Here is a 25,614-nt window from a genome sequence, read left to right on the forward strand (position 1 = left end):
TCTCCCATAATTATTGTTGTTTTAACTTTTTAACTATCTCTATTATAAATATTTTTAAAACATACTTCCGTCATACATCCAAGCTTCTTCTGCATCATGATAGCTACCATCTTCTGAACAATAAATCTCTCCATCATCAACATAATCAGAATAATAGATTGTATTTCCAGACTTATTTTTTATTGGCTCACCACTCATTATATTTGCATGATTTTTAAAAAATTTATGATATTTTTCTTTTCCTCTATTATATATTAAAAGGTTTTTCTTGCATCTTGTTATTGCTGTATATATTAATTCATCACTAATCTTTTCATCATTTTTATCTATTATAATAACTAATGTATCTATTTCCCAACCTTTAAAACTATGTATTGTACAAAGTTTTAATTTTCCACTATTATTATTAAAACCAAATTTTTTCATTCTTCTTATTTTCTCTAACTCATTTTTTTCTGATTTATTTAATGCTTCTTTATTTTTATTATTATTTTTAAAATGTTTATTATGAATAGCATCAAATTCTTCTTTTGTTTCAAACATTATTTCACTATTTATATTATATTTTTTTCTTATATAATACTCTAATTCTCTTATATGTTTTATTTCTCCAGATAATAAGCAAATATCATTAAAATGTATTTTTTCACTATCTGCATATTCTTTTAATTCTTCAAATATTTCTTTATAGCTAATTTTTTCATTATATTTATATATAATCTGTTGATCTGTTTCCTCATAATTCTTGAAATTAGAATCTATTATTTGTTTAATATAAGGATTAGTAATTGCTCTTTGAACCATTAAAGGCATATTTCTCATTTTCTTAGATAATTCTTTATTAGATTTAACCCAATTTTCAAAATCAAAATCTATTTTTTCATTATTATCTTTATCTAATTCATATCTCCCACTAAAAAACTCTTTTTGAAATCCTAAGGACATATAACTTATTCTACCATATAGTCTGTGGGATTTATTTAAAATATTCCAAGCTCCTTTTATATTTGTCACAACATTTTTATTACTGTCTAATTCATTATTATATATATTTTGTTTTTCATCAGCCATTATAAAGAATTCACCATCATCTTTTAAAAATTCCTTTAATATATAAAACCACTCTTTTTGAAAATCTTGTCCCTCATCAATTAATATTGCATCATATTTATTTTCTTCTGAAATTTTCCCCTTAAAATCTTCTACCTTTAGTTGTTTAAAAAAATCTTTTTCATTATATTCTGATACATGTATATTAATATTCTCTACTGCAATAGCTTGCATTATAAATGAAGCAAAATGAATAATATTAAAGTTATTCCAAGAAAAATTTTCTCTTATTGCACTTATTTTATCTCTTATATAATTTTTTAAAGTAATATTATAGCTTAATACTAATACTCGAGATCTAGCACCTTTTCTTCTTACAACATTTACTGCCTTATGTGCCAAAGTAGTAGTCTTTCCACAACCTGCTATACCTTTAACCTTTCTTTCTAAATTAGGTTTACTTTCAATTAAACTTAGTTGTTTATCGTTTAATTTAATATTTTTCCCCTCATTAGCCTTATGATATATTGGCGTTAACAATATACGTAATCTATCATATATATTTTTATCTAATTTACTCTTGTTTTTTAATGCATCTTTTATAACTTCTATTATATTCGAATCATTTCCCAATATGGAAATAAACTTTATCTTATCTTTATTGAAAAAACTGCCTATTTTTTCACTTGTCGCCTCATGAAAATAAACTCCAACTTTAACTATTCCATAAACTTTATCACTTTTTATATTTTCTATAGCTAATTCAGGTAAATATAATTGATATAAACTATTTTTATACGCCATAACTTGATCAAACGGATTCTTTACTTTAGCATTGTTCTTTTTCAAAAACATTTTTCCATATCTATTATTATTATCTACTTGTCCATATTTATAGTTCTCTAGATCCCAATCTTTAACTTCTATTATAAATACACCATATCCATCTCTTAGAATTACTATATCAGGATGTAATCCATTTAAATAAGACTGAAAATATATTTCATAAGAATCATCCAAATTTCTATACAAACTTTCAATTAATGCTAATTCTCCCTTTTCCGGATAAGGTTTACTATTTTTTATTTCTTCTATACTTGGAACTAATTTTGCCATTATGATTCCCCCAAAATTAATTTATAAAATTTTTATATAATAACTTAACTAAAATATATTTGTTTAAAGCGCATTCCACTTATTGGTTACTTTTTAAAATAACCACATATTAATTATAAATAATTCAAACTAATAATTAATGATATTACTACCAATTTTAAAATTTATTTACATATTAGGTGTGTAAAATATAAATTCTCCCATATGCCTAATACAATGATATATCATATTTCTAAAACTTAACTATTAAATTTAGGCTCCTCTGGTTCTGGTATCTCATATTCTTCTTCCTCTTGTTCATCCTTTTCCGTATTACAACTAGTTATATTTTCATAACTAGAAGTTGTAGGAAATACATCCCACATAGTTCCAAAGAACTTTAAATCTTCTACTGCTTTTAATATTTTATAAGTTATTATTCCTGAAAAATCATCATATCCATTTTTTATAATATCTTCTATTGGAATTTCTATATTCACAGTAGGTATTTCCCCTGATGATTTTTTACATTCTTTTATATATTCAAATCCATTAAGTTTTTCAATAATTTCTATAAATTGTTTCTTTGCATCTTCATATTCCATTACACCTTTTCTGTATTTTCCTAAATCCTTAAATACATTCAAATCATTTAAATTTAAATATTGTATTGTTTTAGCTTCATATTCAACATCTTTATTATCCTTTGTATAATCATATACTTTCTTTAACTCATCATATTTACAACTTAATACTAATCTTCCAAAATCACTATTATAATTTTTAAAATCAATCTTTCCATTTTTAATAGCATCTGTATCTGCAATAGCTCTTGCAATATTTAACATTGTTTCATAAGATGTATTTACTATTGATCCACTCTCTATTCTTGAAAGATAACTTGAGCTTTTACCTACTAATTCACTTAATTCTTTAAGTCCCATTCCAGTTGCTTTTCTTAATTCTTTCATTCCTAAATCTGTTCCCATTTTATTCTCTCCTTAAATCTTATATATTTTTTCAAAATTAAAATCTGTAACAGTAATTGCATTTAATTTATTTTTTTCAAATTTTACACGTTCTAATCTTATATAATTATAACTTTTATTATCATTTCTAATTTCAACAATAAATTCAATTAGAGTACTTTCATCATTTAATTTATATACTGTTGGATTTTTTATTTTATTTTTATCTGGTGTTAAAATATTTCTTTTACACAATATAGGATTATCATTATATATTGATTCTACAGAATTTATTTCTCTAATTAATAAAATAAATTCCATATAATTTTCTACATCAAATTTATATTCAATAATATCTTCCATTCTTATATCACTATCTATTTTTATTCCTGCATAATGTGTATCTATAAAAATCTCTTCATTTATTTTTAGTTTTTTATCTATTTCAAATGGAATAATCCTATATTCTTCTCCTAATTTATATGTTAATTTCAAAACTTCAAAATCAAATTTATTTTTTATTTTTAATCCACTTTTCTTTTCTATATAGGATTTTAAATCTATATCTATTCTTTCAACCTTTATATTAAAAATACCGAATTCCTTTTCTCTAGACTCAACATTAAAATTACCTATATATATTTTTTCACCTATCTCTAATAAACTTTTTAGATTGTATTGATTATTTTTTATTTCTTTAAATTCTAATACCTTTGTCATTTCTCCATAATTTATTGCTAAAATTTCCTCATCTCTTTTTAATGCTATATCTAAATCTTCATAATTCTTTATTCTATGACCTCTTGATATTGCATCTATGCTTTTGCAATATTTTATTTCACTATACTCCATATTAACCACCTTATTTTCTAATAAATTCTAACTTTAGAATCTAAAGAACATTAAATTAGTAAAATCTCTAAATATTTTTATATTAAAATCAGATTTATTAAATATGACTGTTTCAATATAAACTCTAATATTGTCTTCAAGTTCACTATTGTCTAATATCATATATCTGAATATAAGTTTACCATTTAATTTATATATTCTTGGATATCTATAGTGTGATCCGAGTATTTCCTTTAAATTAATAGCATATTTATATATAGCTCCTATTTGTATAAATTTTATTTCATTAAAAAGTTGAACAGCTTCTAAATAAGCATTTATATTACATTCACCATCTATTACTTCCATTAATGTTTCAGTATCCCCTATTATCTTTATCCCATCATAATAAGTATCTATCAAATTTTTACTCGTTACCTTGAAGTTACTTTTATTTAAAGTTGTTACAAATCTGTATTCCTCTCTATTATCTCCATCTATTTCATATGATAATTTATAAACATTTATTTTATATGCTTTTTTAACTTTTAAACTACTTTTTTCTAGAATAATTTTTTCAACATCAACTTTTAATTTATAAACCTTAACTAAAATTTCTTTTGCACTATCTAAATGCTCTTTTACTATAACCTCATCTTCATATTCTATTTCAGCATTTTTAATCATATCTATGAATCCAAATAATTTATAATCTAAGTTTTCTATATTTTTTACTACTTCTAAACTCTCTTCATCTATTTTATTTATTTCTTCTTTTTCTTTTAATATAGAATTTAATTCAAATTGATTTTTTATCGAAAATCCATATTGATTTAATTCACAAATTTCATTATACACATACTCTTCAAATGATAATGGTTCATATTGCTTATCAATTGATAAATGTAAATTATCATCCTTAACATCTTCTAAATAATCTTTATAATTCTCAACAACTTTACTCATATGTAAATCTCCTTTGCAAAAATATTTTCATATTTGATAATTATATAATACATCAGATTTCCATATTTGTAAAGATTAAATTTAAATAAAAGTAAATTTATTTTTCATTTTAATTTTCATATAATTAAATAAGATGAGTACGATTTATTTTTTAATATATGTATTATTCCAATTTATTACCAATATTAACTTTTAACATAATTATCTTTCAGTTATATATACCAATATTTAAATTTACTAAATTAAAAAGCAGAGTAATTATTTAATTACTCTGCTAAAATAGTTTATTTAAAATCTTTTAAAAGTGCTGCAAATGGATTGTTCATTTCTTCTTCAGCTTCCTTTTGCATCTTTTTCATTATTTTATTTACTTCTCTCTTATTTACCTTAGAATTTTTATCAAATCTCTTCTTAAATTGAGATTCCTTTTCTCTAAAGCTACAGTTAGTTCCCGGACAAACATATATCTTACCTTCTCCTGATCCCCTAAGTTCTAATCTCTTCTTACATTCAGGACATCTTGCATTAGTAAGTCTTGCTACATTTTCTCTATGACCACATTCCCTATCTTGACATACATTCATAGTTCCATTTTTACCTTTAACTTCAAGCATGTACTTACCACATACAGGACACTTTTTACCTGTTAAGTTATCATGGTGGAACTTAGCATTTTCTTGCTTTACAGCTTCAACTAAAGCTGTTGCATAGTTTCTCATTTCTTTAGTGAATTTTCTTGGATCTTCTTTACCTTTTGATATTTTATCAAGTTCCCCTTCCCACTTAGCAGTTAGTAAAGGTGATTTTAATTCTTTAGGTACAAGGTCAATTAATTGTTTTCCTTTTGAAGTTGGTATTATATCCTTCCCCTTCTTTTCTATTACAAATGAATTAAATAACTTATCTATAATATCAGCTCTAGTTGCAACAGTTCCAAGTCCTCCTGTTTCCCCTAAAGTTTTAGCTGATTCTTTATCAACATTTATATACTTATGAGGATTTTCCATTGCAGATAAAAGTGTTCCTTCATTAAATCTTGCAGGTGGTTTTGTTTCACCTTTCTTTTCTATTACTTCTTTTACTGTAAACTTATCACCTTTATTAAGCTTTGGAAGTTCTTGTTCTTTTATATCTGATTCTTCATCTTCTTCCCTATCAAATACTTTTTTCCATCCTTTTGCTTTAACTACTTTTCCTTTAGCAATGAATCTTTCTCCATTTACTTTTCCTTCTAAAGTAGTTTGAACATATTCAAATGGAGGAAGCATAACTGATAGGAATCTCTTAACTACTAAATCATATACTTTTCTTTCTTCTGAACTTAAGTTAGCTAAATTTCCTCTTTCTTCTGTTGGAATTATAGCGTGGTGATCTGATACTTTTGAATCATCAACAAAACTTTTATTTCCTTTTATATCTTTATTTAAAAGTTCATTTGCTAAAATTCTGTATTCTCCTATAGCAATAGCTTTTAATCTATCTTTAATTGTTCCTACAATATCTTTAGTTAAATATCTTGAATCTGTTCTTGGATAAGTAAGTAATTTATGATTCTCATAAAGTCTTTGCATTATATTTAATGTTTGTTTTGCTGAATATCCAAACATCTTATTACAATCTCTTTGAAGTTCTGTTAAATCATAAAGTGCTGGAGAGTATTTTTTCTTATTACTTTCTGTAACATTTATAATTTCCCCATCTTTTCCTTTAAGTTTTGATACTAACTTTTCTGAAAACTCTCTATTAAATATTCTTGAGTTATTATCTTTATTTACCCAAGTAAAATTACACTTATCTGTCTTTATATCAACAGTATAATATTCTTTTGGCTTAAAGTTTTTAATATCCTCTTCTCTTTGTACTATCATAGCTAAAGTAGGTGATTGTACTCTACCTGCTGAAAGCTGTGCATTATGCTTACAAGTAAGTGCTCTTGTTACATTAAGTCCTACAATCCAGTCAGCTTCTGCTCTACATTCTGCTGCATGATATAAATTATCATAAGCTCTTCCATCTTTTAAATTATTAAATCCATCTCTTATTGCTTTATCTGTTTGAGATGATATCCAAAGTCTTTTAATTGGCTTTTTAACATGTGATTTATCTATAATCCATCTTGCAACAAGTTCTCCTTCTCTTCCTGCATCTGTTGCAATTATTATTTCATTTACATCTTTTCTATACATTTGTTCTTTAACTATTTTAAATTGTTTTCCACTACCTTTAATTACTGAAAGCTTCATATGTTTTGGAAGCATAGGTAGTGTTTCCATAGTCCACTTTTTCCATTCTGGGTTATATCCTTCTGGTGCATCTAAAGTTACTAGATGTCCAAGTGCCCAAGTTACTATATATTTATCTCCTTCTAAAAATCCATTTCCTTTTTTATTACATTTTAAAACTCTTCCAAGTTCTCTACCAACTGAAGGCTTTTCTGCTAAAACTAATGATTTCATAAATCTATGTTTCCTTCCTTATTTCATTTTAATATAAATATTATACTACATTATTCCTTATTTTTATGTAAATTTAAAAAGAGTTACGAAATAATCTATTTCATAACTCTTTAAATTATTTTTCTTTCTTTTTAATTCTCTTAACTACTTTAGAAGTAATAGCACTTGCTCCTACTCCAAGTAAAAACATTCCACCACCAAAACTTGCAGCTAAAGTTGTTTTAAGTTTCTTTCCGTCAATTACTACATCTTCTGGAGTATATTCAGTTACAAGTTCTAAAGTATCTTCTAAAAGTTTTACTCCAAAAGCAATATCCATATTCATAGGAATTATATGTGCATAAACCTTTATATCATCATTTATATTATTTATTTTGAATCTATAAGCTTTTATATTATTTGTAGCATCTTCATCTACTAATTCCATCTCTACGTCTTCATTATTAACTTTAATTTTTATGTCATTCATAAGATCCATTCCAGAAAATCTTAAAGTTATATATTTCACTCCATCAACTTCTTCAATTAAAGCAGTTTCATTTAAGTATTTTCTTGCCATCTTACGTCCAACTGAACTGTCACTTATAATTTCATTTTTTATAGTGTACTCTTTATAACTTTCTTTAGCTACATTTTTCTTACTAGTTTTTTCATTGACTTTATTGTCTTTTTCTTCATTCTTTTCTTTGCTTTCATCTTCTGTTTTTTCAGCTACCGCTAAAAGTGTTTCAGCATTTGGTATTGATAAACTAGTGCTTGGTTTTGACTCTGGAACAAATCCAATTTGAGTTACAGTGTCTTTTAAAAACTTAACTCCAAAATCTATATCTTCTCCAAGGACATTTATATGCATTTTAAATTTAACATTATCATCTAATGAATTTACTAGAAATTCTATATCCATTAAATTATTCGTTTTATCATTTTTTAATATATTATAGCTAACTTGTTTACCATTTACTAAAACCCTTATATTAGACATTAAATCTGTTCCTGAAATACTCATAGTTATATATTTTTTACCATTTCTAACTTCCATATAGTTAGTTTTAGCTATAGCACCTCTTGCTGCTCCATAGCCTATCTCACTATCTGTTATTATTTCATTTTGCATTTTATATAACTCTTTATTTTGAGTTACAGTATTGTTATTTTCTATATTATTATTGGGCTTACTTGTTTGGTTTTCTTCAGGTTTATTAGTTTCTGGTTTTACTTGTGGCTTTTCCTCTTCAGGCTTAGTTTCTGGTTTTTCTGTTTCTGGTTTATTAGTTTCTGGCTTCTCTTCCTTATCTTCTTCAGAAGTTTCTTCTTTTTTTAATGTGTCTTCTTTTAAAACTAACCTAAAATCAACTTTCATACCTGGAAAAGGAGTTGCACTTACTATAAGTTTATCTTTTATAGAATTTATTTTAAATTCATATGTAATTGTAGTATCAGTTTCATCTATTACTTTAGTTTCTGTAGCTTTATCATTTACTGTTACTTTAACATTTTTCATCATAGATTTATTTGAAAATATTATTTGTAATAATGTTTCTCCATTTTTAACAGTTATATTACTTTCTTTATCAAGGAATTTTCTAGCCATAGACTCTTTGTCTTCTGTTATATGAAGAGCATCATTTTCTACTTTATAAACTCCATCTTCTAAAGCTTTATTTTCTTCATTTGAAACTTCATTTTTTATACTTTCATTTAAAACTATTGCATATGCAGGACTTGTTATAGACATAGTTAAAGATCCTGCAATTAACATACATATTATTTTCTTTTTCATACCATATCTCCTTTTACTTAAATATATGTCTTACAAATTCATAAGGCTTGTATACTATAAGTCTCCAGCCTGAAAATCTCATAACTTCTTTTATTTTCATTTTCATATCTTTCTTATAGCAATGAATAGGACATTTGCTACATGAACTTTTTTCATTACCAAATTTGCAGTAACTTAATCTTTTATGAGCATATTCTAATAATTCTTCACATTCACTACATAGCTTTTTATCATTTGTCTTATGATTTTTAGAGCAGTAGATTTCAATCATTAATTTAACTATTTCTTTTTCTTTTTCGATTCTATTTTTCTTTTTCATAATCTATACTCCGTCCTTTATTAAATCTTCCTTTTTCACAGTTTTTATTCTAAAAATAAAGTACCAATACTTAGTTAGCATAACTAACAGGATTAATCCTTTTACCATAAGTGAATCTAGTATGATAAGTGGGAACATTAACATAAAATCTGCAAATAGTAATATAGTTATCTTTTGCTTTAAAGTCATTTGTCTATTGTTTACAAAGCTTTCTAAATGCTTTTTATAAAGTTTTGTTCCTCTAAACCATTTATCGAATCTTTCTGATCCTCTAACAAAACAGAATGATGAAAGGAGTAAAAATGGGGTAGTTGGTAGTACTGGTAGTACTACCCCTATAGCTCCTAATCCAAATGAAATAATTCCAATTGTTACATATAAAAACTTTTTTATTTTCTCCATCTTTAATCCTCTCCTAAACTATTCTCTTACTAAATTTTTATTAGAAACTTTAAATACTTTCTCACAAATTGATGATGTTGATTTTCTATGTGTTATTAATATTATTGTTTTATCTTTTTTGTTCTCTTTTATAGAATTTAAAATTACCCCTTCATTTAGTGTATCTAAATTACTAGTAGGCTCGTCTAATATTAGAACTTCTCCTTTGCTTAAAAATGCTCTAGCAAGTCCAATTCTTTGTTTCTCTCCTGATGAAAGATTAGATCCAAGTTCTCCAACTTTTGTTTTATATCCATTAGGAAGACTTTCTATGAAATCATGAATTGCTGCCTTTTTTGAAGCTTCTTTTACTTCCTCAAAGCTTGCATTTAAATTACTAAGTTTTATATTATCTTCTATAGTTTCATTAAAAAGATATGTTTCTTGACTCATAAGTACTTGGTGGTTTCTAAGCGCTTTAGTTTCTAAAGTCTTTACATTCTCTCCACCAAAATTAACTTTTCCTTCTTTAACATCCCAAAATCTCATAAGTAATTTTACAAATGTACTCTTACCACTTCCACTTTCACCTATAATTGAAATACTTTCACCTTTTTTAATTTTCATATTAATATTTTTTAATACGTCTTCTCTTCCTTTGTAGGCAAACGTTACATTATCATAATTTATATCTGTATTTTCTAAATGTCTTTCACCTTCATTTTCTACAACTTCTGGTGTTTCATCTAAAAGATTAAATATTCTAGTTGCTGATGCAAATGTTTGTAATAAGTTATTTGATAAGTTACTTAATGCTACAACTGGTCCAAAGGATGATGCTAATATAACTATAGCTAAAATCATACTATTAAAATCAATTGCGCCATCTAAGTAAAGATATATTCCAAGTAATACAAATCCCATCATTCCAATCATTATTGTAAAATCTGTTGTAGCTCTTATAATTCCTTCATGTAACTTAATTTTCTTTTGCTTTTCATTTAAGCTAATTGAGTAATTATGAATATTTTCTTTTCTCTTTTCTCCATTTTTAAATATTAGTATTTCTTTAAGCCCTCTTAAAGAATCTAAAAGATAAGAGTTTGTTTCTCCAAATTTATTTCTATATTCTATACCTGACTTCTTACCTATTTTTGATGTAAAGTATGGAATAAATAATCCAATAGTTAAATATAAGATAGCTGATGCTAAACCGTAATATGGATTAATAGTATACAGTATTATTGCGATAATACTATTTGTTAATATTGCAATAGAAATTGGTGCAATTGTATGTGCATAAAATACTTCTAAAAGCTCTATATCAGATGTAATTAGTGAAACTAAATTTCCTTTTTCTTTACTTTCTAACTTTGATGGAGCAAGTTTTCTAAGGGCAGTAAAAACTTTATCTCTTAATATAACTAATATTTTAAAAGCTATATAGTGACCTGAAAGCTGCTCTGCATATCTTAAAGGCCCTCTTAAAAGGGCACATACTGCCATAATAATTAAAGAAGTAGTAAATGTAATTTTAAATCCGTTATCAATTAAACTAATTATAGATACAGCTCCAAAAGAAGTTATTGAAATAGATGCTAAAAATCCTAAGACACCCATAGATACAGTTATAAACATAACAGGTATTAAAGGCTTTAATTCTATAATTAGCCTTTTCATAATATAAAATCCTGATTTTCTCTCCATTTATACTACCTCTCTTCTTTCTAAAAATTCTTGTTCTTTTATCATGTTAAAGTAATGATTTTCCTTCTTTATAAGCTCTATATGATTTCCGCTTTCAACGATTTTTCCGTTATCTAAAACGTATATAACATCTGCATTTTTTACATTAGCTAATCTATGTGATATTACAATTACAGTTTTTTCTTTTGCTAATTTGTTTATTGCATCTAATATTATTTCTTCAGACTCAACGTCTACATTAGAAGTTGCTTCATCAAATATATAAATATCTCTGTCTGAAAGTACCGCTCTTGCAAGAGCTAATCTTTGCTTTTGACCACCAGATAAAAGTGATCCACCTTCACCAACTTTAGTATTAATTCCATCTTTAAGTCCATCTACAAAAGATTTTAAATTCGAAAGTTCTAATGCATATTGAATTTCATTATCAGTTAAATTTTCTTTTGCAATCTTTAAATTATCTAAAATAGTTCCGTTGAAAATGTAACTATTAGTATTTATAAGCATTATCTTTTCGTAAATATCATCAAATGAAATATTATTTAAATTAGTATTATTAAACATTATTTCACCTTTATTTACTTCATATGTGTTTAATAAAAGGTTTGCTATAGTACTTTTACCACTACCACTTCTTCCAACGATTGCTGTAAAACCTTTATTTTTTATATTTAAAGATACATTTTTAAGTACATCTCTTTTACTGTCATATGAGAATGTTACATCATTTAAATTTATATTGATTTTATCTAAATCACTTATATCTTCTATAATGTTCTTTTCTCTTTCTTTACTATCTAATAATTCAAATATTTTATCAGATGCTGCAACACCATTCATAGCTACGTGGAAGAATGATCCAAGAAGTCTAAGTGGTATAAAAAACTCTGATGATAATAAAATGATTATTATAGTTTGTCCAAGATTAATTTGACTATTTTTAAATGCTATTAAAGAAACTATTGAACCAAGTGCTGCTCCACCAAAAGCAATTAAGTCCATAACTGTAATTGAATTTAGCTGCATACTTAAAACTTTCATTGTTATTTTTCTAAAGCTTTCTGCTTCTTTATTCATTTTTTCATGTCTTATTTCATCAATATTAAATACTTTTAAAGTTGTTAATCCTTGAAGATTTTCTAAGAATGTTTCACCAAGATTTGAATAATTATTCCAATAATTCTTTAGAAGTCTTTTTGCAAATTTCATTATGGCAATTATTGATATCGGTATTAAAGGCACACAAAGTATAAATACTACTGCTGCTTTAAAAGATATAAATGAAATTACAAAAAATAAAGTTATTGGTGCAAGTAATGCGTAGAATAATTGAGATAAATATTTTCCAAAGTATATTTCTAAAGCTTCTACTCCTTCTATAGCACTTTGAACGATAGATGATGTTGATAAATTTTTATTATAATCTAATCCTAAGTTTAATAACTTTTCATAAATCATATCCCTTAATTTTACTTTTACAACATCTGAAGATTTGTTTGAAAAGTATCCGTATAATACGTTAAATGTAAATCTAACTATTAATAATCCTAAAAATATTAATAAATATGTTCCTATATCATTTCTTATAAATTCTTTAAATCCTACCCCTTTTAAGGCTTCTATATTGTAATATACTTTATTAATTATTTTACCAATTAATAAAATCATAATTAAATTGCATAATAAAACAACCCAATTAGAAAATACCGTAAGTCCTATGTATTTTTTTGATTCTTTGCAAAGATTTATTAATCTTTTATTAATCATCATAATATTTCTCTCCCTTCCATTTGTTACTATATGAATATATCATATATGATAATGATTATCAATACCATTTTAACATTTTATTAATAGTTTATTAAAAAACAAGAGGTAGAAGAATATGTTCTCCTACCTCTTTACTTATTTATAAAATCTTTCATATACTTTTCTAAATATTTCTTATAAAACTTTTTAGTTACTAGCCATTTTTTAAACCTTCTAGAGCCTTTAGCAAAGCAAGCTCCAGCAAAGCCAATTATAACAAAACCAGGCACTAAGGGAATTAATGATGCAATAGCTCCAACTATAATACATAAAAAACCTAATATCATATAGAATGCTTTTTTTATAATTCCCATTTATCTTCACCTTATCCTAATAGATTTACTATAGAAATCTTTCTTTATATCTAGGTAAACTACGTATAGGATCTAGTTCTTTATCTTTTTTCATATATTCTATAAAAAAGTCATCTAGTTCTATAGCTTTTAAAACACCATCTAAAGCCTTTTCATATTCTCCAACTAAAGAATAAAAACAGGCTCTATTATAATATAAAAATCCAACCTCTGGATTTTCATAAATTCCATTTGTTATAATTTCTATAGCCTTATTATAATTCCCCTTTTCTCTATAAATTACTCCTAAATTTAAATGACTAAAAGGAAATTTCGGATTACTTTCTATAGATTTTTCATAATACTCTTTTGCTTTAGAAAAATCTCCTAATCTCTTTTTAATAACCCCCATATTAAATAATATTCTAAAATGATTAGGTTCTATTTCTAAAGCTTTTTTATTATACTCTTCTGCTTCTTCAAGTCTTACAGTCTCCTCCATAATACAAGCTAAATTAGCATTAGCCCAAAGGTCTTTTGGATTTATTTCTAGTACCTTTTTATAATAATTTATAGCTTTTTCTTTATCGCCTTCTTCATCATAAATATTTGCTAAGAAAAAGTATGCTTTATCATAATTTTTATTAATGCTTATTGCTTTTTCATAATATTCTTTTGCTTCATCAAAAAATCCATCATCATCATAAAGAGTACCAAGACCATAATAAGCTCTTTCTTCATTATTATCTATTTCTAAAACTTCCCTATATTTTTCTTCTGCTAAATCCATTTGTTCTAATTCATGGTATAAAAGTGCCATATCTAAAAGAAGTTCTATATCCTTTTTTCCTTCTTCAAAGTTATACGCCTTTTTATAAAATTGTAATGCTTTAAGTTTATTTCCTTCTTCTTTAAAACTTCTAGCTACATTTATATGGTTATTAAATAAATAATTACTCATTTTCTTTTGTAAAACCTTTCTAAATTGAATTTATTTTTTATTATATCATATTTTTTTCTTTATTTTTCAAAGTTATTACTATGTGAAATTCAAGTATTTGTCTTTACCTCCAAGGGATCTGTTGGAAATTGTTGTAATTCACTATATAATATTATATATAGTTTTATAAGGAGGTGATACAAATGAAAGATCCAAGTAAATATACTTGCTTTGCATTATTTTTTAATGCGATTGCACTTTGTTTAAATTGTTTTAATCTTATACCGGATGTTCTTGGTCATTTCCTAATTGGAATGGGCTTTACTTTAATGTTATTTTCAGCTTTTGTGGAAACTCACTCTATGGAAAAACTTAAAAGTTACAAAAGAAACTTATTTAAAAAGGTACTATCAAGATAATATAAAAAAGCCATAGAACTTAAAGTTCTATGGCTATAATAAACTAAGATTATCTATTGTTGAATCTTTGTTTTCTTGCTTTTCTACATTCAGCACATCTTTGAGGTTCGTTATCGAATCCTTTTTCTTTGTAGAATTCTTGTTCTCCTACAGTGAAAACAAATTCCTTTCCACAATCTTTACATACAATAGTCTTATCTTCCATTTTTTCATTCCTCCAAAACATATAAAGTATTCTAACAATTAATCTTTTCTATACTTTTGGAGAAATCTCAAAAAAACAGAAAACGCTTAACTATCCGAAACCTTTATTTAATTTACAATAATAGTATATCATACATATTTTTCTATTACAAGCAAATTTTCAAAATATTCTTTAATTTATACTATATTAACAATTTAATTATTTTCAATTACAAAAGGTTGTAGCCAAGCTCTAGCACCATCTTCTCTGTAAACTTCAACTCTTACGTAACCTTCGTTTCCTTTAACTTCATAAGTACCTTTATTACCCTTCTCTTCTTTTAAGGTAATACCATCTTTACCTATAAATTTAAAGAACACATATGGAACTCTAGCATCCCCATTTTCTACTGATATTATATTGTCTTTAAGCTCTATATTTTTAACTTTAATTCCAAAGCTTGCATAAAAGCTTCCTCTTCTTATTGCATTTAATATACTATCTATAGTCTTTTCTTCTGAGAGAACCATATTATATCCTCCCCCAACTCTTGAAAATAAATGCATATCATCATTTGCAAAACCAAATACTATTTTTCCATTACTTAAAAGCTTATCCCAAACATCTGTTGCAACTGCTCTTCCTTTGCAGTCCATTCTAACGTTATTATTAAAAACTTCTATACCAGTATATCCATCAAGCTTTAATAATTCTTCAAAAGTCCAATAATCTTCTTTTCCCATATGAGGATGACAAATAATATTTATTCCACCTTGATCATTTATTTTTTTAAATAATTCATTATGATTATTATCATCATCTTCGTCATCATCATATTTTGAAATATTAATACCTAATGTTTGATGATCACATTTTTTATGTTCAACACCTTGCAACAATAATATATCTTCTCTATCATTATATTTACTTAAATCTGTTAACTTATAATGGTCTGTGATTGCTAAAAAATCATATTCCATTTTGTACGAAGTGTACATCTTTATTACTTCTTTTAAACTATAGTGTCCACATGGGCTATTTTCAGTATGTGTATGTAAATTTCCTTTATAAAATTCACCTTTATAATCATATGGGTTTATAATTTTCATCTTTATTGTATTCCTTCTATTAATTTATCTTATTTTACTATTTTTAACTACTTCTTCAGCTAAATGTATTATTTCTTTAATTTTTTCATCTGTAAGGCTGTAATATTGATACATTCCTTCTTTTGTTGATTTTACTATATGAGCATTTTTTAAAATTTTAAGATGTTTTGATATGTTTGCTTGTGAATAATCTATATTTTCATTTATATGACAGACACAAGTAGGTCCGTCATATAATTGTTTTAATATTTGTATTCGTACAGGATGGGCTAATGCCTTTAATACATCACTCGTATTTTCAATCATCTTATATTTCTCCAAATAAAAGCTTTAATACTTTCTCAGCTACTTTTCTATTTAAGCCTTTATATGGATATGAATGAATGTGTATTGCAGGATTAAAGTTTATTTCAATAATTCCATAATTATTAGAATTTGCTTTTTCCTTTATATCACTTATCATCATATCAACACCTGTGATTTTCGCATTAACAGACCTTGCAGCTTTAATTGCTATTTCTTTATAGCTATCATCAATATCATCTGTAAAGTCTATACTATCTCCACCTGTACTTATATTTGAATTTTCTCTTAAATAAACTGTTTCATTTTCTAATGGAACATAATCAAAATCTTTATTACTTTCTCTTAAAAACATCTCTTCAGCTTCTCCTAAGGATATCTTTTCAAGAGGTGTCTTATATCCTTTTCCTCTTAAAGGATTTTTATTTTTCTCTTCTACAAGCTCTCTAATTGTGCTCTTTCCATCTCCAACAACATTAGCAGGAACTCTGTGAAGTATTCCACATACTTCATCATTTATTACAAGGAATCTATATTCTTTTCCTTTTATAAACTCTTCTATTAATATTTCATTATCATTTTCAAAGCCTATTTCAACTGCTCTATTATATTCTTCTTTAGTAAAATCACCTTTAAATATTGTAATTCCAATACCAAAGTTTGTTGACTTTGGTTTAACTACAATTTGATTTCCTTTATATTTATAATAATCTCCTAAAGCATCTTCGATATTTTCGTAATATCCGCCCTTTGGGACTTTTATATTATTTTTTTCAAGTACCTTTTTAGTAACAAGTTTATTTTCCATAATTAAAGCTGTAATATAAGCATCTTTTGATGTTTTTGTAGCTTGTTTTACATACTCAACATGATCTCCCTTTGTAAGTGATATAAAGTTATCTCTTCTATCTAACACTTCATATTCTATTCCATGCTTCATACTATCTAATATTAATATTTGTGTTGATAGTTCTAAATCTTCATATCCTTTTAGTTTAAATACATTTTTCTCACTATATTTTAAGTATTCTTTAGCTAAGCCCATGAAATAATCAATATAGTCTGATTCTCTAATTCCTTCTATAATATTGCTTGCAATTGTTTCTTTATAATTTTCAAATCTCTTTTTTGATATATTTATAGCTCTTTTTATATCTTCATTATCTTTAAATAACTTGTTAGCCAAAACTTCCATTTCTTCTAATACTTCAAGACCTTTTTTTCTAAGTCCTACTTCTTTTCCATCAATGTTTATTAAATTAAATTCTTTATTTTCAATTGCTCTATTTTCATTTAATACATATTCATCATGGAATGCTGGTGTATACTTAAAGTCTTCTGTAAATAAAGTAAATAATATAAATATAAATATTAAGTTTAACGTGTCTTTACTTACTCCAATAGGACATAATGGATCTAAATCTAAAAGTCTTATTTCAATATATTTAACTCCATCATTTAAAAGATTATTTAGCATATCGCCTTGTTCTTTTGTCTTAAATCTAATTGGACTATAGTATTCTCTAGCACCTTGTATACATTTATCATTAATTAAATTTCTTATATCATTTACATATTCATTAACATTATTATATGATACATAAAAATCTTCTAAATTTTTATAACCACATTCACTATTTCTAAGTGAGTTGACCCCTTTAAAATAGTAATCATCTCTTCCAATCTTTTTAACAGCCTTTTTACACGCTCCCTTATAACTTTTATGGAATACTGGACTTGCACCAGTTAAGTAAATTAAAAGCCATTTATACTTTAAAAGATTTCTTCCTATTTTAAAATATATTTCATCTTTAAACTTTTTAAAATCCATATTAGGACTTAAAAGAGAATAAAGTTCTTTTAATAAGTCTTCATCAAAAGAAAAGTTATAATGAACTCCACTTACAAGCTGTCTTTTTGCGCCATACTTTTTAACAAGGCCTTCTCTATATGATACTTCTTCCTCTTTATAAAGCTTTGCAACTGGAATCTCATCGTCTTTTGGTATTATTGGAGGATTACTTTGTGGCCAAAGGTATTCATCCTTTAATGATGTTGTAACTATGTTGTGTAGGTTTTCCATAAAATCATATGCTTCATCTACTGATTTACAAGCTGGCGTTACCATCTCAACTTGGCTTTCTGAAAAATCTCTTTTTATATATGGATTATCTTCTTTAAAAATTTCAGGATGTTTTGTAAGGGCAAGTTTTCCCTCTCTATCTACTCTTAAATTTTCTTTTTCTAACCCAAAATTACTTCTTATAAGTTTTCTATCTAAATTATTTTCTACAATTAAATCCAGTAATTTTTTATACATATTAAATTCCTGCCTCTCCTATATCTCTAAAATTTAACTTTTTAAGTCCTATTAAGAACAATATAACTAAAATAACACCTTTAAATAAACTACTAACACTTATACTCATCCAAATTCCATTTAGTCCAAACAAATTAGGATTTGATAAAATTATTGCACATGGAATTCTTAAAGATGTAAAAGTAATACTTATAACCGGTGCTATATAAGTTTTTCCAATACCATTAAAAGCTCCAACTGTTAAAAGCTCAGCGCACATAAATATTTGAGAAAACGCAAGTATCCTAATATAAGTAATTCCCATATCTAAAGCTTCTTTTTCAGATAAAAATATACTAAAAATTTGCTTTGGGAATATTAAAAATATTAGCGTTATAAAGCTTCCAAATATTATTGTAAGCTTTAATGATTTGTAATATCCAAGTTTTATTCTATCTTTGTTTTTTGCTCCAAAGTTTTGACCCATAAATGCTGCAATTGCACCTTGAAGTCCTCCTATTGTTATATACGATATTGATTCAATTTGAACTCCTACCTTTTGAACTGCAATAGCAGTTGCACCAAAGTCTGAAACTATTTTTGCAACCATAATAGATATAAGAGTAAAAATAACTCTTTGCATTGTTATTGGCAGTCCAAGTTTTATAACACTTATACCTTTAGTATAATTTAAGTTTATTCCTTTTGTTAAAAAAGATAATCTTTTTCTAGAAAAAACTATAAAAATTATAAATACAATAATTCTAGAAATTAAAGTTGCAATAGCAGCTCCAATTACTCCACTTGGCTTTATTATGCTAGTCCCAAAGATTAAAATAGGGTCTAATATTATATTGAATAAAAAACCAACAGTATTTGCTAAAAACGGCATCTTGCTTTCACCATAACTATTAAATATAGTAGTTAAAAGTGAATTTAAATACATAAATATAATTCCTACTGCTGATATTTCTAAGTAGTCTACTGCCATATTAAAAACATCTTTTTGAAGATCATAAAATTCAATTAGATTAGTTTTAAATATGAAAATAAATAAAGTATATAAAGAGGCTAAAATAATACTTAAAATTATGCCGTTTTTTATGTATACTTTTGCTTCTTCACTATCTCCTCTTCCTATTGCATGAGATATTTTAACTCCAGTACCTATTACAATTAAGGTAGATAAGGCCATTGCAAGATTTATAAAAAATGTTGCAGTACCAATTGCTGCAACAGCTGAACTTCCAAGCCTTCCAATCCATATCATATCAATCATGCCGTAGGCCGTTTGTATAAAGTTTGTCCCTATTATAGGAAGAGATAATTTAAGTAAGGATTTTGTGATATCTCCTTCAGTTAATCTTACATCCTTCATTAATACGCTCACCCCACTATATAACTATATAAGAATATAGTTATATAGTAAAGAAAAATTTTATTAATTTTTATAAATCATACTAACAATTTCTTTGAATAAAATCATAAAAATCTTCCATTAATGTTCCGTTATTTTGATAGTAATCTGAAACTGCCTTCTCCATTTCTTCAATTGAAGTTCCCTCTTCTTCTTTTTCAAGTTTTTTATACTCTTTTCTTATCTTTTCTTCTATCTCTTTTGTTCTTTCTTTAATTTTCATAAAAATACCTCCTTAATTTATATAACTTATAGTAGTACAATATTATTATGTTAGTTTTAAGAATTTTTTAACATATAAAAAACTTGCCTTACCCATTTAATTGTGGATAAGACAAGTAATTAAACTAATCTTTTTTTATATATTTTACAGGAAGGGTTATTCTAAACTCACTTCCTTTATTAACTTCACTAACTAGAGAAATCTTACCATTATGAAGTTCAACTAAGTTTTTAACTAATGTAAGTCCTATTCCACTACTACAGTGTTTACTTGAAACTTGTGTCTCAAGATTTTTAAATCTATCAAATATAATATCTTGCTTCTCTTTTGGAATACCGACTCCATTATCCCTAACTATTATATCAACAGTATCTATCTCTTCATGTTCCTCTATTCCAACAAAGATAGTACCATTTTCTTTAGTGAATTTTACTGCATTTGAAATTAAGTTTATAACACATCTTTCAATATTAGTTTTATCACATTCTATCATTTTCTCTTCTATTTCAGGGTCTATTATAAGCTCTATACCATTGCTCTCTATATAAGTTTTCATAGATAAAGCAACTTCTTCAACTAAATAAACTATATCAGTTTCTTCTATTTTAAGTGTATATGCTCCTGCTTGAATTTTTGAGTTATCTATTAAATCATTTATAACCTTTAAAAGAGTTTTTGAATTTTTCTTTATTATAGACATATACTTTCTTAAATCTTTTTTCTCAATTCCTTCTTCGTTTTCATTTAATGCTCTTATAAGTTGTTCACTAGATAATATTACATTAAGTGGTGTTCTAAGTTCATGAGATAAATTAACTAAATAAGTATTTCTAAGTTTTTCATGTTTTAAAAGTTTATTATATATTTCTTCCTTTTCAACTAACTCTTTATTAAGCTGATCCGTTCTTTGATTTACAAGTCCATTTAATATTTTTACATAATTTAACACAAAATAAACTATACTTAAAAGAATTAATATATATATAATATAAGCTAATGTTGAATTATACCAAGCTTTCTTTATTTTAAGTTTAACCTCTGTAACTTCACTTATTTCTCCATTTCTATTTCTACTTCTAACTTTAAAAGTGTAATTACCAGGTTCTATATTTGTATAATTCACATAATTTCTCTCACCTGAAAAGTTCCATTTATCTTCAAAACCTTCAAGCATATATTCATATGTTGAATCACCAAGTCTTCTATAATCAGGAAGGAAAAATTGGAATGAAAAAGTATTTTCATTATTCTTTAACTCTACATTATCGCTTAAAGATATATTATTGTTATTATAAACTTTAAAATCTTCTATAGTTACTTTATGATTTCCACTCTTGCTTTCACTAATATCTTTTGGATAAAATGCTGTAATACCATTTGTTCCACCAAAGAACATTTCACCACTTTTACTTTTGAATTCTGATGTTCCATTAAATTCATTACTTTGTAGTCCATCTACAAAAGTAAAGTTTTCAAATCTATTAGTTTTTGGATTGTATCTTGATAATCCTCCATTTGTACTAACCCAAATATTATCAGAGTCATCAATTAAAATACCATAAACATAATTATTAGCTAGTCCATCTTCTTCAGTAAAAACTGTAAATTTTCCTGTATTAACATCTAATTTATCTATCCCAACAGATGTAGTTACCCATATGTTACCTTCCTTATCTTCATTTATACCTTTTATAGCATTATTACTTATTGTGTTTTCTCCTAGATCTTCTGATTTATAATTAATAACCTGTTTTTTATCTTTATCAAATTTTATTAATCCACCATTCCAACCCGTTGCAATCCAATAATTTCCTTTAGAATCTTGAAATATTCTTCTTATAAATGTTTCTTCAATATTATTTTTTAAAAGTATATAATCTAAGTTATAAAATTTTTCTTTTTTACTATCAAAAACATCTAAACCATCACGGGTTCCAATCCATATAAACCCACCTTTATCTATAAATACTTCCTTAACATCATTATTAGTTAAAGAATTCTCTCCTTCTTTATGTTTATATACCTTTACTTTATCAGTTTTATTATCGATTTTACATAAACCTTCTTTTGTACCAACCCATACAGTTCCATTCCCATCACCTGTAACTTGAAATATTGTATTACTCGGAATACTATTTTTATCATTTTCATCAAATTTAAAATGTTTTATCTCTCCAGTTTTTCTATTAAATTTATTTAATCCGTCATTTGTAGTTCCAATCCAAAGTATTCCATTTTCATCTTCATATATACCAGCCATAGAATTACTACTTAAAGAATTTTTAGAACCTAAATCTTTTTTATAATGTATAAATTTTTGTACTGGATCTAATATACTAATACCACTATAAGTCCCAATCCATATAAGCCCATCATCATCTCTATAAACACTTTGAATACTATTGTTTACAAGACTATCTGGATCATAAGGCTTATTTTTATAGCTAGTTATTTCTCCATTATCTAAAGAATACTTTATAAGTCCACCTTTACTTCCAAGCCATACATTATTATTTTGATCTTCATACATACTATTAATTGCATATTTTTCTGAGCCATATAGTTTATTTACTTTATCTAAAGGATCTATCTTTTTATTGTTTAAATCATACTTAATAACACCTTTTTCTTGGGTACTTACCCACATATTATTTTTAGAGTCTTTATATAGCTTAAGTATATTATCACTTGGAAGATTTTTATCTATTCTTCTAGATATCCTAGTAAATGTGTCAGTCTTTACATCTAATATACTTAGACCATCTTTTGTTCCAAACCACATATTGCCATCTGTGCCTTCCATAATAGAAGTTATATAATTTCCACTTAGTGTATTTGTTTTATCTTTTTCACTAAAATATTTTTTAAATTCCCCTGTTTTAAAATCATATTTGTTTAATCCATTTTCTGTTCCAACCCATAGGTTTTTATTACTGTCTATATACAAATCCCATATATGTTTACTAGAAGTCTTTTTAGGGTCATTAATGTCTGCACCAATTCTTTCAACTTTTAGAGTTTTTTTATTTAATCTACTTAATCCTGAACTTGTCCCAATCCATAAATAACCATAATCATCTTCGACTATAGAACCTATGATACCTGGATGCAAAGTATTTTCATCTTTGTCAGATGATTTTATGATTTCATATTCATAGCCATCGAACCTATTTAAGCCATCATTAGTTCCAAACCACATGTAACCTTCTTTATCTTTAAGTATTGAATATACTGATCCTTGAGATAATCCATCTTTTACTGTTATATTTGTAAATCTAAAAAATTTATCGCCTTCTTTTGCACTTGCTTTAACACAAAAAATATTGCTAACAACTAAATTACTTATTAAAAATATGCTTAATATAACTAAAATTAATGATCGTTTCTTCTTTATGACCCCTCAACTCCTAACCATTCGACATTTTTAACCAATAATACCTTTATTTTTACATATTCCAAATTTGTTGTCAATCAGTTAATATTATGAACTAAATATTAATTTATATTACTAAATAAAATTTATTAGTATATTTATTATTTTCGAACTAAATTTTAAAAAATATATATTATCTATTAATCTTTCAGCTTAGATTTAAATAATTTATAAAAAAAGATACTATACTTAATTTAAGTATAGTATCTTTTTTTATATTAGATTTTGTACATTTTTTTCATAAAGATTTGCTATAATATTAAATACATCTTTATCATCTACAGAACCATATGAATCTCCCTTTAAAGGATCGTGAGTATAAGTTAATATTAAATACTCTCCATTTGAATCAATAACTCTATATACTGTATCTTTTTCTAATATATCAATTTCACAAAGGATCTTTACTTCATCATAAGAATTAGTTTCTGAATTATATAAATTAGTTAAGAAATTATTAAACATTATCACATTATATTTATCATAATTACATTCGGTAACTTTTCCACTTTTATCACATGAATTACATGAATCATATCTACATTTTTTAATGCATTTTAAACATTGACATTTAGCACAATATTTTAATTTATATAATACTTCTTTATATCTATCTTTATATTCCATAAGCTCGCTTATAATATCGCTAGCTTCGCTACTGCTTGTCTTATTAACTTCAAAAAATAAAACTTTTTTCTTAACATTAAGCTTAGAACTTGCTTTATCTAACATTCTCATATATTTATCTAAAATATTTATATTTTTCACAAAGTATCTATTCTTTATATCCGTTTCCTCTTCAAACTCCATAATATCATTTATAGAAAAAGTTATATTAGTATAATCTTCTCCCCACACGTTTTTTTCATCTTGAATCCATTCTTTTGCTACATCAATATTCATAAAAGCATCACCTCAAACATATTTTAATATATTTTCAAAATGTAATATATTCTTTTATGAAAATGATACAAAATATTAATGCTTTATTTTTATTTAACTATTATTTTTATAGTAAATTTAATATAAGTACAGTTTAAAGGAGCGTATTTATATATGAAGCATAAGAAAAAGCCTATAATAAAACTACTTGTAATTTTAACTATATTAATTACTAATATATTATCCATTTCTCTTCCTACATATGCATTCAGTTTCAGAACGTCATCTTCTCATAGTACATATAGTAGTAGTCCAAGAGAAAGTACTCAGTCTTATAGTTCTTCGAAGTGGAACTCAAGATTTAATACTTCTGATAAATATAGTAGTCCAAATAGTAACTCTGGTTCTAGATTTAAAACTTCAGATAAGTATAATAATCAATCTCCTAACAATAACAAGAGTAATAGCAATAATAGCACAAATAATAATAGTAATACGAATGATACTTTTAATAATGATACATCTAAAGCAGAAACTCCAAACTATAATAGAAGGTCATCATTTTTTATTCCAAGTTTTTCTCCTTTTGGATTCTTACATGGTTCATCATTTATATTTAAAGCAGTTTTAGTTCTAGCTGTGGTTGTAATTGTAATATTTTTAATTTATTATTTCTTCTTTAATTAATAAATTGTAAATTATACTTAATTTTAGTTGTATTAAATTAATTCGGTATTATAATTAACTAAA

Annotated in this window: 22 protein-coding genes and 1 pseudogene; 2 read left to right on the top strand and 21 right to left on the bottom strand. The window is 25.5% G+C overall.

The features are described 5' to 3' along the window. Nucleotides 1-54: 54 nt before the first annotated feature. The 12 genes from ACZ5TJ_RS08390 to ACZ5TJ_RS08445 all read right to left on the bottom strand — a co-directional run bounded on the left by ACZ5TJ_RS08390 (nt 55) and on the right by ACZ5TJ_RS08445 (nt 14,616). Nucleotides 55-2,166, bottom strand: a complete 2,112-nt coding sequence (locus tag ACZ5TJ_RS08390; RefSeq protein WP_464198733.1) for a nuclease-related domain-containing DEAD/DEAH box helicase — start codon at nt 2,164-2,166, stop codon at nt 55-57. 239 nt (nt 2,167-2,405) lie between these two features. After that, nucleotides 2,406-3,134: a helix-turn-helix domain-containing protein gene (locus tag ACZ5TJ_RS08395; protein WP_464198735.1), complete on the bottom strand. Its 729-nt coding sequence runs from the start codon at nt 3,132-3,134 to the stop codon at nt 2,406-2,408. A 12-nt stretch (nt 3,135-3,146) separates the two neighbouring features. Continuing rightward, nucleotides 3,147-3,965: a hypothetical protein gene (locus tag ACZ5TJ_RS08400; protein WP_464198737.1), complete on the bottom strand. Its 819-nt coding sequence runs from the start codon at nt 3,963-3,965 to the stop codon at nt 3,147-3,149. A 33-nt stretch (nt 3,966-3,998) separates the two neighbouring features. Further along, on the bottom strand, nt 3,999-4,910 hold the full coding sequence (locus tag ACZ5TJ_RS08405; protein ID WP_464198739.1) for a hypothetical protein: 912 nt from the start codon (nt 4,908-4,910) through the stop codon (nt 3,999-4,001). Between the two features lie 284 nt (nt 4,911-5,194). Then, the gene (locus tag ACZ5TJ_RS08410) at nt 5,195-7,366 is read right to left on the bottom strand and encodes a DNA topoisomerase III (RefSeq protein WP_464198741.1); all 2,172 of its coding nucleotides are present in this window, start codon (nt 7,364-7,366) and stop codon (nt 5,195-5,197) included. Between the two features lie 115 nt (nt 7,367-7,481). Then, the gene (locus tag ACZ5TJ_RS08415; protein WP_464198743.1) at nt 7,482-9,146 is read right to left on the bottom strand and encodes an NEAT domain-containing protein; all 1,665 of its coding nucleotides are present in this window, start codon (nt 9,144-9,146) and stop codon (nt 7,482-7,484) included. A gap of 13 nt (nt 9,147-9,159) precedes the next feature. Continuing rightward, on the bottom strand, nt 9,160-9,465 hold the full coding sequence (locus tag ACZ5TJ_RS08420) for a nitrous oxide-stimulated promoter family protein (RefSeq protein WP_039315507.1): 306 nt from the start codon (nt 9,463-9,465) through the stop codon (nt 9,160-9,162). A gap of 3 nt (nt 9,466-9,468) precedes the next feature. Next, nucleotides 9,469-9,867 (bottom strand): YbaN family protein, encoded by a 399-nt coding sequence (locus tag ACZ5TJ_RS08425; protein ID WP_464198746.1) that lies wholly within the window; start codon nt 9,865-9,867, stop codon nt 9,469-9,471. 18 nt (nt 9,868-9,885) lie between these two features. Further along, complete coding sequence (locus ACZ5TJ_RS08430) at nt 9,886-11,553, bottom strand: ABC transporter ATP-binding protein (RefSeq protein ID WP_464198748.1); 1,668 nt, start codon at nt 11,551-11,553, stop codon at nt 9,886-9,888. Continuing rightward, entirely contained in the window at nt 11,554-13,323 is a 1,770-nt protein-coding gene (locus tag ACZ5TJ_RS08435) for an ABC transporter ATP-binding protein/permease (protein WP_464198750.1), read from the bottom strand. A 131-nt stretch (nt 13,324-13,454) separates the two neighbouring features. Then, nucleotides 13,455-13,676, bottom strand: a complete 222-nt coding sequence (locus ACZ5TJ_RS08440) for a DUF454 family protein (protein WP_464198752.1) — start codon at nt 13,674-13,676, stop codon at nt 13,455-13,457. A gap of 28 nt (nt 13,677-13,704) precedes the next feature. Beyond that, a complete protein-coding gene (locus tag ACZ5TJ_RS08445; protein WP_464198754.1) occupies nt 13,705-14,616 on the bottom strand; it encodes a tetratricopeptide repeat protein in 912 nt (303 codons plus the stop codon). Between the two features lie 182 nt (nt 14,617-14,798). Here ACZ5TJ_RS08445 and ACZ5TJ_RS08450 point away from each other — a divergent pair, with 182 nt between their 5' ends. Continuing rightward, the gene (locus ACZ5TJ_RS08450; RefSeq protein WP_464198756.1) at nt 14,799-15,014 is read left to right on the top strand and encodes a hypothetical protein; all 216 of its coding nucleotides are present in this window, start codon (nt 14,799-14,801) and stop codon (nt 15,012-15,014) included. Between the two features lie 49 nt (nt 15,015-15,063). Here ACZ5TJ_RS08450 and ACZ5TJ_RS08455 read toward each other — a convergent pair whose 3' ends face one another. The 9 genes and pseudogenes from ACZ5TJ_RS08455 to ACZ5TJ_RS08495 all read right to left on the bottom strand — a co-directional run bounded on the left by ACZ5TJ_RS08455 (nt 15,064) and on the right by ACZ5TJ_RS08495 (nt 24,885). Next, nucleotides 15,064-15,219: a zinc-ribbon domain-containing protein gene (locus tag ACZ5TJ_RS08455; RefSeq protein WP_039315495.1), complete on the bottom strand. Its 156-nt coding sequence runs from the start codon at nt 15,217-15,219 to the stop codon at nt 15,064-15,066. 194 nt (nt 15,220-15,413) lie between these two features. Beyond that, nucleotides 15,414-16,307, bottom strand: a complete 894-nt coding sequence (locus tag ACZ5TJ_RS08460; protein ID WP_464198759.1) for a hypothetical protein — start codon at nt 16,305-16,307, stop codon at nt 15,414-15,416. Nucleotides 16,308-16,331: 24 nt separating this feature from the next. After that, nucleotides 16,332-16,613, bottom strand: coding sequence for an ArsR/SmtB family transcription factor (locus ACZ5TJ_RS08465; protein ID WP_464198761.1), 282 nt, complete (start codon nt 16,611-16,613; stop codon nt 16,332-16,334). Nucleotide 16,614: 1 nt separating this feature from the next. Further along, nucleotides 16,615-18,930 (bottom strand): bifunctional glutamate--cysteine ligase GshA/glutathione synthetase GshB, encoded by a 2,316-nt coding sequence (gene gshAB, locus ACZ5TJ_RS08470; RefSeq protein WP_464198763.1) that lies wholly within the window; start codon nt 18,928-18,930, stop codon nt 16,615-16,617. Between the two features lies 1 nt (nt 18,931). After that, nucleotides 18,932-20,287 carry an MATE family efflux transporter gene (locus ACZ5TJ_RS08475; RefSeq protein WP_464198765.1) on the bottom strand — a complete coding sequence of 452 codons (1,356 nt, stop codon included), beginning with the start codon at nt 20,285-20,287 and terminating at the stop codon, nt 18,932-18,934. An 82-nt stretch (nt 20,288-20,369) separates the two neighbouring features. Continuing rightward, nucleotides 20,370-20,549 (bottom strand): hypothetical protein, encoded by a 180-nt coding sequence (locus ACZ5TJ_RS08480; protein WP_464198767.1) that lies wholly within the window; start codon nt 20,547-20,549, stop codon nt 20,370-20,372. A 124-nt stretch (nt 20,550-20,673) separates the two neighbouring features. Continuing rightward, nucleotides 20,674-23,748, bottom strand: coding sequence for a ligand-binding sensor domain-containing protein (locus tag ACZ5TJ_RS08485; RefSeq protein WP_464198769.1), 3,075 nt, complete (start codon nt 23,746-23,748; stop codon nt 20,674-20,676). A 12-nt stretch (nt 23,749-23,760) separates the two neighbouring features. Then, nucleotides 23,761-23,943 (bottom strand): annotated as a pseudogene (locus ACZ5TJ_RS08490) (hypothetical protein); the annotation flags it as partial. 252 nt (nt 23,944-24,195) lie between these two features. Further along, nucleotides 24,196-24,885: a hypothetical protein gene (locus ACZ5TJ_RS08495; RefSeq protein ID WP_464198771.1), complete on the bottom strand. Its 690-nt coding sequence runs from the start codon at nt 24,883-24,885 to the stop codon at nt 24,196-24,198. A gap of 153 nt (nt 24,886-25,038) precedes the next feature. Here ACZ5TJ_RS08495 and ACZ5TJ_RS08500 point away from each other — a divergent pair, with 153 nt between their 5' ends. Beyond that, nucleotides 25,039-25,551 carry a hypothetical protein gene (locus ACZ5TJ_RS08500; protein ID WP_464198773.1) on the top strand — a complete coding sequence of 171 codons (513 nt, stop codon included), beginning with the start codon at nt 25,039-25,041 and terminating at the stop codon, nt 25,549-25,551. The last annotated feature ends 63 nt before the right edge of the window (nt 25,552-25,614 follow it).

The organism is Clostridium budayi (assembly GCF_055396605.1).